13 protein-coding genes are annotated in these 14977 nt (G+C 57.8%); 7 read left to right on the top strand and 6 right to left on the bottom strand.

Translation table 11 applies throughout. The features are described 5' to 3' along the window. Window positions 1-264, bottom strand: a complete 264-nt coding sequence (gene yidD / locus IPK79_07415; GenBank protein MBK8190266.1) for a membrane protein insertion efficiency factor YidD — start codon at window positions 262-264, stop codon at window positions 1-3. A 211-nt stretch (window positions 265-475) separates the two neighbouring features. Here yidD and rpsT point away from each other — a divergent pair, with 211 nt between their 5' ends. Further along, entirely contained in the window at window positions 476-739 is a 264-nt protein-coding gene (rpsT, locus tag IPK79_07410) for a 30S ribosomal protein S20 (protein MBK8190265.1), read from the top strand. Window positions 740-794: 55 nt separating this feature from the next. Here rpsT and IPK79_07405 read toward each other — a convergent pair whose 3' ends face one another. Further along, window positions 795-1892, bottom strand: a complete 1098-nt coding sequence (locus tag IPK79_07405; GenBank protein ID MBK8190264.1) for a glycosyltransferase family 9 protein — start codon at window positions 1890-1892, stop codon at window positions 795-797. Beyond that, a complete protein-coding gene (locus IPK79_07400; GenBank protein MBK8190263.1) occupies window positions 1893-3080 on the bottom strand; it encodes a glycosyltransferase family 9 protein in 1188 nt (395 codons plus the stop codon). Between the two features lie 203 nt (window positions 3081-3283). On the opposite strand from IPK79_07400, the gene IPK79_07395 reads away from it, so the two are divergent. From IPK79_07395 to IPK79_07385, 3 genes are all read left to right on the top strand, one after another. Further along, on the top strand, window positions 3284-4663 hold the full coding sequence (locus IPK79_07395) for a tetratricopeptide repeat protein (GenBank protein ID MBK8190262.1): 1380 nt from the start codon (window positions 3284-3286) through the stop codon (window positions 4661-4663). 19 nt (window positions 4664-4682) lie between these two features. Then, the gene (locus IPK79_07390) at window positions 4683-6551 is read left to right on the top strand and encodes a M24 family metallopeptidase (protein MBK8190261.1); all 1869 of its coding nucleotides are present in this window, start codon (window positions 4683-4685) and stop codon (window positions 6549-6551) included. 265 nt (window positions 6552-6816) lie between these two features. Continuing rightward, window positions 6817-9111 carry a 4-alpha-glucanotransferase gene (locus tag IPK79_07385; protein ID MBK8190260.1) on the top strand — a complete coding sequence of 765 codons (2295 nt, stop codon included), beginning with the start codon at window positions 6817-6819 and terminating at the stop codon, window positions 9109-9111. On the opposite strand, the gene IPK79_07380 is transcribed toward IPK79_07385, so the two are convergent. From IPK79_07380 to IPK79_07370, 3 genes are read right to left on the bottom strand one after another with little or no spacing between them, the layout of a single operon-like run. Beyond that, on the bottom strand, window positions 9053-9784 hold the full coding sequence (locus IPK79_07380; protein ID MBK8190259.1) for an ABC transporter ATP-binding protein: 732 nt from the start codon (window positions 9782-9784) through the stop codon (window positions 9053-9055). The genes IPK79_07385 and IPK79_07380 overlap by 59 nt on opposite strands. Continuing rightward, window positions 9784-11034: an ABC transporter permease gene (locus IPK79_07375; GenBank protein ID MBK8190258.1), complete on the bottom strand. Its 1251-nt coding sequence runs from the start codon at window positions 11032-11034 to the stop codon at window positions 9784-9786. The genes IPK79_07380 and IPK79_07375 overlap by 1 nt, the downstream gene beginning before the upstream one ends. A 13-nt stretch (window positions 11035-11047) precedes the next feature. Then, window positions 11048-11695 carry a DoxX family membrane protein gene (locus tag IPK79_07370; protein ID MBK8190257.1) on the bottom strand — a complete coding sequence of 216 codons (648 nt, stop codon included), beginning with the start codon at window positions 11693-11695 and terminating at the stop codon, window positions 11048-11050. A gap of 155 nt (window positions 11696-11850) precedes the next feature. On the opposite strand from IPK79_07370, the gene IPK79_07365 reads away from it, so the two are divergent. The 3 genes from IPK79_07365 to tatC are packed head-to-tail and all read left to right on the top strand — an operon-like array spanning window position 11851 to window position 14974. Beyond that, entirely contained in the window at window positions 11851-13335 is a 1485-nt protein-coding gene (locus IPK79_07365) for a DUF4127 family protein (protein MBK8190256.1), read from the top strand. Next, window positions 13332-14195 carry an RNA methyltransferase gene (locus tag IPK79_07360; protein ID MBK8190255.1) on the top strand — a complete coding sequence of 288 codons (864 nt, stop codon included), beginning with the start codon at window positions 13332-13334 and terminating at the stop codon, window positions 14193-14195. The genes IPK79_07365 and IPK79_07360 overlap by 4 nt, the downstream gene beginning before the upstream one ends. Beyond that, window positions 14192-14974 (top strand): twin-arginine translocase subunit TatC, encoded by a 783-nt coding sequence (gene tatC, locus IPK79_07355; protein ID MBK8190254.1) that lies wholly within the window; start codon window positions 14192-14194, stop codon window positions 14972-14974. The genes IPK79_07360 and tatC overlap by 4 nt, the downstream gene beginning before the upstream one ends. Window positions 14975-14977 lie beyond the last annotated feature (3 nt).

Below are 14977 nucleotides of genomic sequence, written 5' to 3'. Positions count from 1 at the left end.
CTAGGGCGTCTCCTGTTGGTCGGGCGCATCGGCGCAGGGGGTGGTAAAAGCGGTGGACGGAACCGGGTCATATCCGCCCGGATGCAGCGGGTGACACCGAAACAGGCGTTTCAAACCTTGCCAGCCGCCTCGCAGAAGGCCCAGCCGCTCGATAGACTCTACCATATACTGCGAACAACTCGGCGCAAACCGGCAGACATGGGGCAGCCATCCGGTCGTCGCCTGATACAGCCTTATTAAACCAAGAACAAGCGGTTTGACCATCGTCCGGCCTATGCGCGTCACGGGGCGGGCGTCGCATCATACTGCGAACACAGGCGGCGCGCATTGCCGCAGGCGATCGAGTAAGAGCTCAGCAGGCGCCCCCTGTTGCGCCGTATTACAGACGGCCTTGCGCCGCGCGCATGTTAGCGCTAATTTGAACAGACGTTTTGACGCGGGCTCTCGCCGCGAACCGACTAGAGGATTTTATTCCGTGCCGAACATTCAATCCGCCAAAAAGCGCGTGCAGGTCTCCGAACGCAATCGGGAGCGCAATATCGCGATTCGCTCCGCCGTTCGCACAGCCATTAAAAAAGCGTTACTCGCCGCCAAGGCCAACACAGACGCTTCAGACGTTTCCAAAACGGCGCAAAACGCTTACAGCGTAATCGATCGCGCGGTATTGAAAGGCATCCTGCACAAAAACACCGGGGCCCGCTATAAATCACGTTTGATGAAGGCAGCCCAAACAGTTTAGTCTTTGGGCCTTAAAATCTATCGAAGTAAGCTCAAGGCGTCTTGAACAAGACGCCTTATTGCTGTTTCAGCGCTTGCTGACAGGCGTCAAACGTCGCATCCACCAATAACGCCGCCATACACGCGGGCTGAGCATCAAAATGATGACAGGAAGCGTCAAGCGAAGGCTGCGGATCAAGGCAGACGGGACGTTCACACGGCCAGCAGGCCAGATCCGAAGGCGGCGTTAACGTTATAATCGGTCCTTCACCGCGAGGGCCGGTTCGTTGCGCAGATGTCGGCCCAAAAAGCGCAACCAATGGCGCTCCAACCGCTGCAGCCAGATGCGTCGGTCCAGTATCCGCCCCGATCACCAGATGACACCCTGCTAACAGGAACGCAGTCTGCATTAAATCGTCCTGCCCGCAGCGGTTCTCAACGCGGGCGCGCAACGTCGGCGCGAGCGCCTCACAAATGGCCTGGCTAGCCGCCCGGTCGTCCCGCCCGCCGACCAAAAACAGGCGCGCATCCAATAGATCTGGCGACGAGAGAAGGCGGTGCGACAACTGCGCCGCATACGTCGTCGGCCACGCGCGATTTGCCCGCTTGGCGCCGACGCCCGGAATCAGCGCTATACGACGACCGGCCAAAGCCGTCAAAGGGGATTCAACCGGCAATCGCAGGCGAGGCAAAAGCGCGCCCGCTTCGAAAGACGAAGGCCAGTCGGACATATTGAACAGACGGCAGAACGGTTGAAAGAAATCTTCTGTGGCGTGACGTCGGCGCGCGCTACGTTCATGAAGGCCTGTCACAGAAAGGCGTTGCTTGCGATACGTCGCCAGATGCGTCTCGTCCCAACGCGGCGCCAGTACGGCAGCGGCCAGCAGGCGCATTCGCGCGGAAGGCTGCAAATTGACGACCGCATCAATCCCGCAGGCGCGAAACGCGCGAATCAGTCGCGCCATTGCAAGCGGTCCGCGCTCGAATCGCCATACGCGATTGACGCCGTCCAGCCTTGCCGCCAACGCCTCGTAAACGGGCCAAGTCAGCCAGTGGATTTCCACCTGAGGAAATCGCGCCTTTAGCGCCCGCGCCGAAGCCGAGGCATGCAGAACGTCGCCCATCGCGCCCAGGCGAATCACTAGCAGTTTTCGAATGGGGGACGTCTGCGTCATTTAGCCGGACTCTCTTGATAGGAGGCTCAACGCACGCAGTTGCGCATCAATGGCATCGATCGCCATCGATGGCGACAACTGACGCATGCACGCATCGCGCGCCTGCGGCGCGGTGAGAGGACAGGCGCGCTCAAAGCAAGGCCGGCATGAAACCGCGCTGACGCAAACGCGATGTTCGCGCTGGATAGGGCCGGTCCGTCCTTCACTGGTGGGGCCATACAGACCGACAATCCTGGGACGGCGCTGTGGATTGCCGCTTGCCAAGGCCTGAGCCAGATGCAACGGCGCACTATCGGGACCAACCAGCAGATCACATCGACTCAAAACCGCCGCCAACACAGGCCAATCGGTTTTTCCGGCGAGATTCAAGCAAAATGCCGGACGCTCGCAAACGGTCGCATCAGTCGTCAGCGGAATCAGCGCCTGACACGCGTCTGCGTCCGCAGACGATCCCAATAGCGCAATAGTCGCCGATCGCTGCGCCAGCATCTCGATGAGCGCGCGCCAATGCGATTCCGGCCAGCGTTTGCTCGCCCACAACGTCGCAGGCGCTAGCGCAATCAGCGGACGTTGGGATGGAATCTCACGCAACAGAAGGTCCGCCGCTGCCTGCGCCTGACTTGAGAGCGGCGGCATCGGGAAATCAAGAGCATCGCGGGCCTTTTCAGAAGCGTCGGGAGGAGAAACGCCAAGCGCCGACACGAATTCCATAAACTGAAAAACCGTCGGCCGGTCGCACGCGCGCAAATCGTACGCCCCGAGACGATTTGTATACAAACGCCACGCCTGTTCGCGGACGCCCGCATACCCCCATCTTTGGGGAATGCCTGCAAACGCTGGCCAGATAGCGCTTTTAAGCAGGCCTTGCACATCAAAGCTGGCATCGTACCCCATGGCGCGTAATTCCGCCCGCATGGCCCCGACATCTTTGGCAACATGAAACGCTTCCCGAGGATGAGCAGGAAGATGGCGAAGACGGCGCAGCCAGGACTTTCGAGGAACGACATGAAGACGATCAATCAACGGATGACGCTCAAGCAACGGGGCTGCGCTTTCTTCTATCAGCCAGCCGATAAACAGATCCGGACGCGCGCGCTTAAGGGCCGACAGAAGCGGCAACGTTTGTATCACGTCGCCATGAGCGCTCAGGCGAACGATTAACACGCGGGACAGACGAGAAGCGGTCACAACAAGAGCCTTATGCTGCGCGAGCGCGTCGAGATAAACGTTTCGGCGGTTTTTGAAATCAGGCGTCATCTGGATGAAGGGGGATTCTTCCCTATCGCCACAGAGCCGAAAACGAACCTGTATAATAAAACAAAGCAGTTAGCCGTCGGGCCGGGAATCGTCCGCAGAGATCCCGACGCGGCGAAGAGGCGGCGGAGTTTGGGATGGCAGCCGGATTAGGCGAAGCGCCTGTATTCTGGATGGTGATGATCAGCGTGGTCGCGCTGCTGGTCTTTCTCATTGTGCTGTTTGGCAAAACATCTGGCGCGGCGACGGCATCCGACTCTCAAAACGATCCCAACGAACCGTCGGAGGCGAAACTGGATTTTTCGGGTCATATCAACGCCGCCAATCAGGCGTTGGCAGATTACCAATACGACAAAGCGCTGCGCCATTTTGAAGACGCCCTGCGCCTTAAAAAAAATGACGCTCCCACATGCTTTAGCATCGGGCGGATTCACGCTCTGCGCAATGATTACCGGCAGGCAATCGCCGCTTTCGCGCGAGCTGCGCAACTTGAACCCGGAAAAATTGAAGCCCATTACGAGATGGCCCGACTGCACGCCCAGCAGGAAAAATGGCAGGAAGCGCATCAGGCCGTTGAAGCGTTGCTGGCCATTGATGCCAATCACGAAGACGCGCTCAAGATCAAAATCAATCTGCTGACGCGCGACAAGCAGTTTGAGAAAGCCCTTCCCCACTTAAGGAAGCTCGCCGAGCTGCGCCCCCAGAACGTCGACTATCTGGAACACTACGCCCGTGTCCTGCATCAAGCCGCCCGCTACGACGCCGCAATGGAAATTTATCAGCGGCTAGTAGACGTCGCCCCGGCCAATGCGCTGCGCTATCGAGGGAAAATCGGGCTGCTGCTGTTTGATATGAACCGTTTCGAAGAAGCGCGCGAAGAACTGCTGTATGTGCTGTCGGTGGAATCCGAGGCCCAGACGCCCGTTGAAAAACACGTCGCCGAAACCTATGCGGCGTGTCTGTGCAATTTGGGCGTCGATCATCAAAAAGGCGGGCGACTCGACGAGGCCATCGCCCTGTATCAGGAAGCCCTGCAATATCATCAGGCCAACGAGGATATTTTTTACAATCTGGGCAAAGCTCTCAACGAGAAAGGCGACGCGGCTCAGGCCATTGAGCATTTCCAGCGCGCCTTGCGTATGAATCCGCGCGACGCCGATAGCTGCTATGAGTTGGCTCGTCTAATGGACGGCCAAGGCAATCTGAAAGAAGCGGCCCATTATTATCAGCTGTGCCGCGAATACGACCGAAAATCCGCTGCGGCGGCCTTTGGACTGGGAACGATTTATGGGCTGATGGGCGATTACGAGCAGGCCGTCGGCGCGCTCAAAGACGCCATCCGTCTGCAGCCGCGCTATGTGGACGCGATTTATAACCTGGCGATTTGCCAAGAGAAGCTCAAGAAGCCCCGAAAAGCCTTGCAGCTCTATCAGAAAGTGTTGGAAATCGCGCCGGACCATCGCGAGGCCAGCAGTAATCTGGCGCATTTACGGCTAGAATTGGGGAAGCGCGTCTAAGCCTTCGTGAGATTTCTGAATGTCTCAGCCATTTGCCTCGAATTTTACTGCCAACAAACTAACTGCTTTGCGAGCCGCCATGGCGGGGCGCCGTCCGACGCTCGACGCGTGGCTGACGCCGTCGTCCGACGAGCATTTGAATGAGTACCTGCCGGAGGGGGCTAAGCGCCGCGAATGGCTGACAGGCTTTGACGGCTCTGCGGGCGATGCGCTCGTGACGGTCGACGAGGCATGGCTGTTTGTCGACGGGCGCTATCATCAGCAAGCGGGCGAACAAGTTGATCCGGCTTGCTTTCGCGTCAGCAGGCTGGGCATTGACGGCCAGCCCACATTGAGCGAAACGCTACAACGGTTGGCGCGGCAACATCCGGGGTTTCGTATTGGATTCGATCCGTGGACGCTATCGCTTACCGGTCTTCAAACGCTGGAATCTGTTCTCAGGCCGCTGGGCGCACGATTAACGCCCGCACATCGTTCGCTGACCGATCGAATCTGGGGCCGAGCCCGCCCGCCACGACCCGCCGAGCAGATCTACGCCCTGCCCCCCACGGTAAGCGGCGAGACGGCGCAGGAGCGGATTAAGCGGCTGCGACAAAAAGTTTCTGAGACGTTACGTTCAGACGACTGGCTTCTACCGCTGGCGCGTCTGGACCATATCGCCTGGCTATTCAATCTGCGCGGGCGCGATATTCCCTACAACCCGGTTTTCATGAGCTATGCGCTGATAACCCCGCAAGAAATCCATCTGTTTGCAGCAGACCGGGCGCTCTCGCCTGAGGCGAATGACGCGTTACGGACCTGCGGCGTCACGGTGAGCGATTACCAACGATTCGCCGCAGCATTACGCGCGATGGCAGCCGACCGTAAAACGCTGCTGGACCCTGAACACGTCACTGTAGGCATTGCGCGCGCGCTCAAAAGCGGCGCGTCCGGCATCGCGCATGGCGTCAATCCCATTCCCGCCATGAAAACCATTAAAACCCCCGATGAGTTGCGAGGGATGCGTCAGGCCCATCTACGGGCAAGTCTGGCGCTGGTACGTTTTTGGCGACAACTGGAGCAGGCGGCCCATCAAGGGATAAGCGAGGCCCACGCCGCGCGAATGGCAGATGACGCCTATGCCGCCGATCCGACTTTCGCGGGCCTGAGCTTTAATACGATTGCCGCCTACGGGGCCAACGGCGCGCTGATTCATTACGGCGAACCCAGCGCGGAGACGCGTTTACAGCCCGGCGGACTGTTTTTGCTGGATTCCGGCGCGCATTATCTGGATTTAAGCGACGAACGCCCGTGGGCGGGAACAACCGACACGACGCGCGTCTTTGCCATCGGCAAGCCCGACGAAACGGCGCGCGCGCGTTTTACTGCGGTACTTGGCGCGCATGCAGACTGCCTTAGCCAGCGCTTTCCGCAAGGGACGACCGGCATTCAGCTGGACGCCATTACGCGCGCAAGCCTGTGGAACGCCGGATTGGATTTTCGCCATGGCACCGGCCACGGAGTCGGGGCATTTCTCAATGTCCACGAGGGTCCGGCTGGGATTCACGCGCGTGCGCGGACAGCCCTTGCCCCGGGAATGGTGGTTAGCGTGGAACCAGGCTATTACCAGCCGGGCTGGGGTGGCGTGCGCATTGAGAATCTGGCGGAAGTCGTCGCCTTGAAAACGCCTGATGGACAGGTTGAGCGCATCGCAGACGACGCGCCCGCCTACGGATTCGAGTCGTTAATTTATGTTCCTTACGATCGCCGCCTCATCGATCCGCAAGCGCTGAGCCTGCCGCGCCGCGCGTGGATCGACGCCTATCATCGTCAAACGCTGGCGCGCCTTGAGCCGTATCTCACGCCGGAAGAATACGACTGGCTCAAGCCGTGGACGCAACCGCTGTAAATATTTGAAACAATCGCAAGCCTGCATCTTCCCCCACGACGTAGGAACGACGGATCCTGTTTCATGAGAAGACGCCCCAAAAGCGTTCAGGATCACAGGACGGGATGTGAGACAATTTGCAATGCTATAAAATTCGCTTTGAGGGCGCATTTTTTCGCGTTGAGGCGCATTAGTGAAGATAGCCAATCCCGCTGACGGCAGCGCTTACCCCAACTCCCATTGTTTGTCTCGCCCGCCCATCGCCAGTCCAGGATAGCTCATGCGGATGCAAGAAGATTTTTCTCGCCCTGTTTCCCTGCCGGCGCTGCGCTTTGGCAGGGCTTACACGCCTGAAGAAAGAGCCCTTGCGAAAAAATCAAACCCTCAAGGCTTACAAGCCCTCGGGAAAGTAGATTTTTTCGTTAATATTCATGACTACAGCCTGCCCAACGCACGGGGAGAATATGAGCCGGTCGGTTCTCCCTATACCAAAGGCGGCCGGGATTTCTTTCGCTTCGCGGCGGCAGAAGGGTTTAACGGCGTTCAATTCGCCCCACAAGGCTTGACGCACGCAGGCGACGTATCGCCTTACGGAGCCAATTTTTTCTCACGCAATACGCTTTCGGTCGCGCTGAAAGAATTGGTCGACGACCCCAAGTGGCTTGGGCTAATCTCTAGTCAGCAGTATCAGGCGGCGCGTAAAGCCCACGCGATCCCGGCTCAGGCCAAGGACGATTATCGCATTCGCGCATATTACAAGGACGATCGCCTGAAAAATGCGGGCGCATTTGCCTTTTCACAGGACCTATTGCATCAGGCCTACACGAATTATCAGGCCAACCCGGAAAAATTCGCCCCGCTGAAGGCTCCCTTTGACGCCTTTAAATCAGAGAATAAGGCCTGGCTGGAAGCCGACGCCCTGTTCGAGACCCTCAACAAACACCATACGGAATGGACCATTGATAGCTGGGGCTGGCTGGACCGGACGCTCTATAAGCACGACAACGTTCACCCCGTTCTACGTCCCTTTAAAAAGCTGGTCAGCGCTGCCTGGAAAATGCATTTGAAGCGCAAGTACGCCAGCGAGCTGGAAGAGTATCGGTTTCAACAATTTATCGTCCACCGTCAGCATCAGGACTTTCTAAAATTCGCCAAAACGGAAATCGGGACCAAAGAGAAACCGTTCGAATCCATTGGCGATCTGCCAATCGGTCAATCTCAGGCTGACGAGTGGGCGTACGGAGATCTTTTTATGAAGACCCATCGTCTGGGCGCGCCACCCAGCCTCACCGGACCTGCTGGTCAATGCTGGTATTTCCCCCTTCTCGATCCCAAGAAATATGAGCGCGGCGGCAAAGATTTCCTGAGAAAACGCATTCAGCATTTGGCGAAACGCTACACCATGCTCCGGCTGGATCATCCTCATGGCTATATTGATCCGTGGGTTTATCGACATAACGACGCTATTAAAATTTTAAACGTCTACGATAAAAAGACCGTCGACGCTTGTTACACGCTCAATACGCCCAACGTTCAAAAAGGGACCCGGCTGTTCTCCGCTATTAATGACCCCAATCATCCTGAGTTGAATCAATATGCCAAAGTAGGCGCCGATCAGTTAAACCCTGAGGTCAGCCATAAATATGAGGATCGCCGTATTCGAGACCTCAAACCCGAACAAGTCGACAGCTTTGGCGAATTAATAGACGTGATTCTTAAAACCGCCAAGGAAAACGGCATTCCTCACAGCAAAATCATTTCAGAAGTGCTCAGTACGTGTCCCTATCCGATGTGGGCGGTTCTGGAAAAGCACGGCCTGGGACGACTGCGGGTGATCCAGAAAGCCGACCCGAGCCCACAGAATCGCGAGCACGTCTATCGCTCCGAAAACGCGCGCCCGCAAGACTGGGTGATGACCAGCACCCACGACGCGCCTTCTCTGTGGGCGGCTGCATATAACTGGTTTATACCGGCCAAAGAAGGCGATCCAGATCGTACTCCGCGGCTCCATGCGGAGTATACGGCCAGCTTGTTTCATCCAAAAGACACGCCTGAATACAAAACGATGGTAGAAAAACTAAAACATGATCGACTGGAGATGGTGCAGGCCCGCATTGCAGCTGCGCTGCTAAGCCCGTCCCAGCACATTTCCCTGCCATTTAACGATTTTCTGGGGATGGAAGCGCGTATCAACAACCCGGAAGAAGCACGGGTCGACAACTGGACGCTGCGCGTGCCAGAAAATTACGCCAAATGCTACGAAAACGCTCTGGAACAAAATGCCGCCGCCAATATCCCCAAGGCTCTGGCCATGGCCATAGGCGCGCGGATTCGTCGCGGCGACCTGGACGCCAGCGCCGCGCCCCTTCAACGACAACTGGAATATCTCGGCGCCGTGCGCGCGCTTAAAACCGGCGATGCCGTCGGCGAAGCTCATCTCAAGACACAGTATGCCGACGTGGTCGCGGAACTGGCGCGGCATAAGCCTCCCCACGATCCCGCCCACACGACAGAGACGCCGTCTAAGACGTCAGACGGGGCGTATTTGGCGAATCCGACTGGATTCGGCCATCCAGAATAGAAATAATGCGGTCGGTTTTTTCAGACAGCGCTTGCTCGTGGGTGACAATGACGAAGGCGACGCGATCTTCACGGTTAATCTCGCGCAGCAGCCGGTAAACATCCTGGCTGGTCTGGAAATCCAGCGCCCCGGTAGGTTCGTCGGCAAACACAATGCGTGGACGATTCATTAAAGCTCTCGCAATAGCCACTCGCTGATTCTGCCCGCCGGATAATTCCGACGGTCGATGATGCAGCCGATCGCCCAGACCAATTCGCCCCAATAATGATCGCGCCCACTCCATGGCGCGCGCATCGCAAGCGCCAGCGATTCTCAGCGGCATCACGGCATTTTCCAGCGCGGTGAACTCAGGCAGCAGCATATGCGCCTGAAACACAAATCCAATCTCACGGTTCCGAAACTGCGCGCGACGCTTCTCACTCCAGCGGGCCGCATCTTCGCCGTGATAAAGCAATTCGCCGGAACTTGGCGCATCCAGCAGGCCCAACGCATTCATCAGCGTGCTTTTGCCCGAACCGCTGGGACCGATAATGCTGAGAAACTCGCCCTGACGCATCGAAAAACTGACATTATCCAGCGCTGTCACGGGTTGCGCGCCGCCATAGATTTTTGTCAGACCACGCGTTTGCAGTAGCAACGGCGCCGTGTCGGCGACATCGTTGGAAAGAGCCATCACTGATTAATCGCCTTTACGGGATCGAGTCGGCTGGCGTTCCACGCTGGAATCAAACTCGCCAGCACGCTGCTCAACAAGGCGTAGAAAAGCGCATAACCGGTATATTCGGCGTTCATCGCCACCGGCTGGCGCGCGATGCCCAGAAATGTTTCGGCGCGCGAGTAAGGCGTGGCGTTATAGAGCGAAATCAGCCCCTGCCCGCCCAGCACCCCGGCCGCCGCGCCGAGCAGACTGAGACACACCGCCTGAAACACAAACAGACGCATAATCGCGGGCCCTTGCAAGCCCATGGCTTTCAGGATGCCGATTTCGCGCGATTTGGAAGAGACCACCATAATCAACACGCTGGTAATGCTGGAAGCCGCGGCGAACACGATCAGGAAGCTGATAAAGGCGATAATCACGCGAAACATACCGATCTGGCTCAGAATAATCTCGTTATCTTCCATCCAGTTGCGGCTTTTAACGTGGTACGTCTGCGCAATCAGATCAGAGAGCTTTTTTGCGTCGTAAATATCCTTGATCTTGAGACTCAGCCCCGTAACGGAATCGCCCATCCCCAACAACTGCTGAGCGCCTTTTAAACTCAACAGGACGCTTCCCATATCCGCGCTGTAAACGCCGGAATTAACCAGGCCCGCCAATTTAAAGCTCTTACGCGTTTTGGCCGTGACCAGTTGGACGCGCCCGCCCATCCGAACGCCCAGCTCGTCGGCAAGCCGCCAACCTAAAAAAACGTCGCCGGGACCCATCGTCTCCAGCGAACCCACCGCTATCTCGTCTTGCAGGCGGCGGATTCTCATTTCCTGCTCCGGGACGATTCCCTGAATAGAGGCCCCCTGCGATTGCCCACCGTGAACGATAATCACCTGCTCATTAACAAACGGAGCGACTTCCACCACGCCGGGCAGGGCCAGCAGCTCGCGCGAAAGCGCTCGATAGGCCTGAATGTCGCGTTTACGCGTCAACGTCCGGTCTGAGAACAGAACATCTTGTTCAGGCTTGGCCAGCCGCGCGCTTAACACGTCGCGATTGCGCGCCATGGTATCAATTTCCCGCGTAATCTTGATATGCGAGGAGTTTTCGACTGTCTTTTCCAGAAAATAATTGAAAAAGCTCAGGTTAACCGACGGAATAAAAATAATAATCGCCACGCCCAAGCCCACAGCAAAGGCAATGAGCAACGACTGACGAAGATTGGCCAGCGTGTAGCGCAGCGCGATATAGAGTTCAACAGGCAGGTGCATCGCGTCCCGTCAGTCAGGAGCGCTTGCCGGATTTTGCGCGCTTTTTTTCGGAGAAAGCGGGCAGTTCAACCGCCTCGTCATCATCTTCGTCATCGTTCTCCAGCAGCGGTGGCGGCGATTTACGAGAAGACCTGTCCTTGGTTTTAAAGGATTTTCCGGAAAACTTTGACTTGGCGCTCCGCGTTTTTTTGGAAGGGGCTTTAAAGATCCACAAATCCAGGCCGTATTGCCGCCCGGCCTCGCCAAAAAGCAGGGTCATGCCCAGCAGCAGAAAACACAAATTCAACGCGCGCTCGCCGGGATGCGTGTGTTGCAACGCCAACAGATAGTTCAGATTCAGAAACAACTGACCCACCGTCGAGACGCGAATCAGCGCACCGCTGACGTAACTGGCGCCGATGAGTAATTCACCCCATATAATGACCTGAGCAAAAACATCGACGTTGGGAATAATGAGGCCGTTGAGTAAGTCCTGATAAAAGAAAAACGGATTATTGGCCGCCGCGCCACTCAGCAGCCCCGTCATTTTAACGGCAAACATGGGATCGCGCAGCTTGCTATAACCCTGATAGAGAAAAAACGCGCCGACAATGACGCGCAACAAGGCAATGGCTTGGCTGGCGCGCGCTTCGCGAGTAGAGGCGACAAGGGACGGGGCCATACGGAAAACGGGACTCCTGAGAAAGACGGCGCGTTGACGCGCGATTCAGGGCGTGCGACAAAGACGGAAAGACGATTGCGCCTTGGGTGACGTCGCCCGCCTATCGCCTTTCATTATAGCGCCGAGTTTGTCAAAACGGAGGCTCACCGCGCTTCATGAACGCGCGCCCCCCTGAATGCCCGCCCGAACGATTGCGCTTACTTCCGCTGGATGCGCGACCCGTGTGCCTGGATTTTCCAGGCCGGCTGGCGCAAGCCGCTGGCGTTTATCTAAAAACCCCGCCCGCAGCCTTATTAGGAGCGCTCAAACGCCCTGCGGATTGTGATGCGCTCGCCGACTGGCTGCGTCAAGACGCCACTGCGCCTATTATTCTGGCTTTGGATACGCTGGCGTATGGCGGCCTCATTCCTTCCCGGGTTGGCGACGAATCGATTGAAACGCTTCAGGCGCGCGTCACCGTCGGGCTGGAGGCAGCTCAGGGAGCAGACATCTGGGCGTTTTCTTCTATTTTACGGATTCCGAACTACGACAACGCAGAAGAAGAGCCCCCCTATTGGGCGCAATTTGGACGCGCGCTGTATGCCTACTCGCAAGCAGCGCATCATCAGGATGTCATGGCAATGGAGCGGGCGGCAAGCCTGATTGCGCCAGATGCGCTGCGTGATTTCCTGGGACGCCGCGAGCGCAATTTCACGTTGAATCGCCGTTATCTCGACGCGCTGGCAAGCGGGGGCCTCCAGTCGTTGACGTTTTGTCAGGACGATACCGGCTCGCACGGCCTCAACGTGAAAGAAGCTCAAACGCTTCAAGACATGGCGCAGGCGCGCGGACTCAGCGATTGCGCGCGCGTTCAGACTGGCGCTGACGAGTTAGCCGCGACGCTACTGGCCCAATGGCTTCACAAACGACGAGCCGAGCCGTTGAGGGTCAGGGTTCTCTACAGCGCCGAAAGCGGCGGCGCGCTTATGGCCAAATTCGATGGCCTGCCTATCGCCGAAGTCGTTTCTCGCCAACTCACGGCATGCGGCGCAGTTCAGACGCACGATCCGACAACGGCCGATTTAACGTTGATGGTCCATACCCCAGCGCAACGCATGGGCGATTGGTGCGAAGATCTTGCGCCGGATGCGACGCTGTCGCAATACCAAACGGTTCTGGAGGCATGCCGTAGCGCATTTTCGGCGGGCGAACGACTGATTCTGGCTGATGTCGCATGTGCAAATGGAGCCGACGACGCCTTGACCGTGCGCCTATTGAACGCCTTTACGGATTTAACTCCGTTATATGGCTATGCAGGCTGGAATACGCCCGGCAATACCATTGGTTCGGCTTTGGCGATGGGCGTCATCCGAACGTTGGCAGAATCGACGGGCGATTATCGGGCGGAGGACTTTCATCGCCTGTTGTTGATCCGCCTGGCGGATGACTGGCTCTATCAGGCGCATGTCCGAGCATCATTTCGACGCGTGATGCGGATACGTCAGGACGCCCCCACGGTCTCGCCGGACGTCGCCGCGCTGAACGCCCTGATGTCTGACGGACTGGCCCTGATTAAAACCCGCCTGGGCATGGGAGGCGTTGCCGTTCGCGTTGGATTTCCGTGCCAAAGAACGTTTGAAGTGGAGATCGAACCCCTATGACGCTCCTTCCCGCTGAAATTTTGTCGCCAGCGCATCCTCGCGTCAAAGCAGTGGCAAGCTTAAACCAGAAAAAAGCTCGTGAAGAACAGAAAACCCTTTTGGTAGAAGGGCGCTTTCCTATTGAAGAAGCCATACGCGCCGGATGTCGCGTAACCGCGCTATACCGCCTGACAGAAAGCCCTCTTCCCGAGGCGCTAGCGGCGGGGACGTCCGTTTTCACAGTAAGTGAGGCGGCCATGCGCAAAATGGCGACGACAGAGTCGCCGCCGCCCTGCCTTGCAACCGTTGAGACCCCGCCGACAGCTTCGCTGGAGGCGCTGCCCGTCGGCGACGTCCTGCTGCTGGCGCTGGATGAAATTCGCGATCCGGGCAACGCAGGCACGCTAATCCGATCTGCGGCGGCCTTTGGCGTGCAGGCCTTGATTTTGACGCCGCGTACGGTGGATTGCTACAGCCCGAAGGTCATTCGCGCCTCGGCAGGCTTGGCGTTCCGATTGCCGATCCATCTGGCGCCTTCTCTGGAAGCGTTGGCGGCCACGCTGGCAGTGCGAAAGGCCTCGCTGTTGCTGACGCGCGGGCAAGACGCCCCCAACGCTATGAATGAGGCGACGCCCACAGCGCACTATCGCGACGCGTCTTACCGAGGCTGTGTAGCAATTGCCCTGGGCAATGAAGGCCGCGGCATCCTTCAGGGAGAAGCGTCGGATGGCGCGCTGCTGAGCGGCGCTCAATGGATTCGCATTCCGATGGCGGCGGACGTCGATTCATTAAACGTCGCCGTGTGCGGGTCGATCCTGATGGCGGAGGCCGCCTATCAGCGCGCCACCAAGACGCATTCTCCAGAGCGCGCCTCAGAATGAGCGAACAAGACCCGTTTCAAGGCTGGCGGCGATTCTGGGAAAGAACGCCTGCCGCCAACGCGCATTCTCATGAAACGACGCCCAGCGCTATGCCGCTGTTGGGACATTTAGGCGAGCTGCGCCGACGACTCCTGATGAGCGCCGCCGCATTGGCAGTGGGTCTGGCCACGGCTTTCTGGCAGGCGCCCAATCTCATTGCCGCGTTAAAACGACTGGCCCCCCCGTACGTCACGTTCATTCAGCTTACGCCGGGAGAAGCCTTAATGGCCAGCGTGAAAGTCGCCGTACTGGGGGGCGTTGCGCTGGCGTCGCCTGTCATTCTGTATCATACGCTTCGCTTCGTTTCGCCGGGCTTGCGGGCGCCCGAGCGCCGCATTGCCATCCTGACCGTTGTGATGGGCGCCGCGCTTTTTGCGGCTGGCGTGGCATTCGCTTACGTCTGCGTTGCACCTCCCGCACTGGCTTTTTTGCTCGATTACGGTCATGAGATGGCTGTCAGCCAGATTAGCCTGCTGCGTTACGTCGAGTTTTGTCTTTCGACACTGTGCCTGGCAGGACTTACGTTTGAATGCCCAGTGGCGCTGATATTGCTGTCGTTATGCGGAATCGTTCGCTCATCGCAACTGCTGGCGCGGTGGCGCGAAGCCGTAGTCGTAATCTTTCTACTGGCGGCGGTTCTGACGCCGTCTCAAGATCCGCTGACAATGCTGATTGTCGGCGGCGCCTTGCTGGCGCTCTATGCGCTGAGCCTCTTGCCGATGCGGTGGATGGGGCGTTAAAAG

Source organism: Vampirovibrionales bacterium (assembly GCA_016712355.1).
GTDB lineage: Bacteria > Cyanobacteriota > Vampirovibrionia > Vampirovibrionales > Vampirovibrionaceae > JADJRF01.
This window is presented reverse-complemented; position numbering and strand designations above follow the sequence as displayed.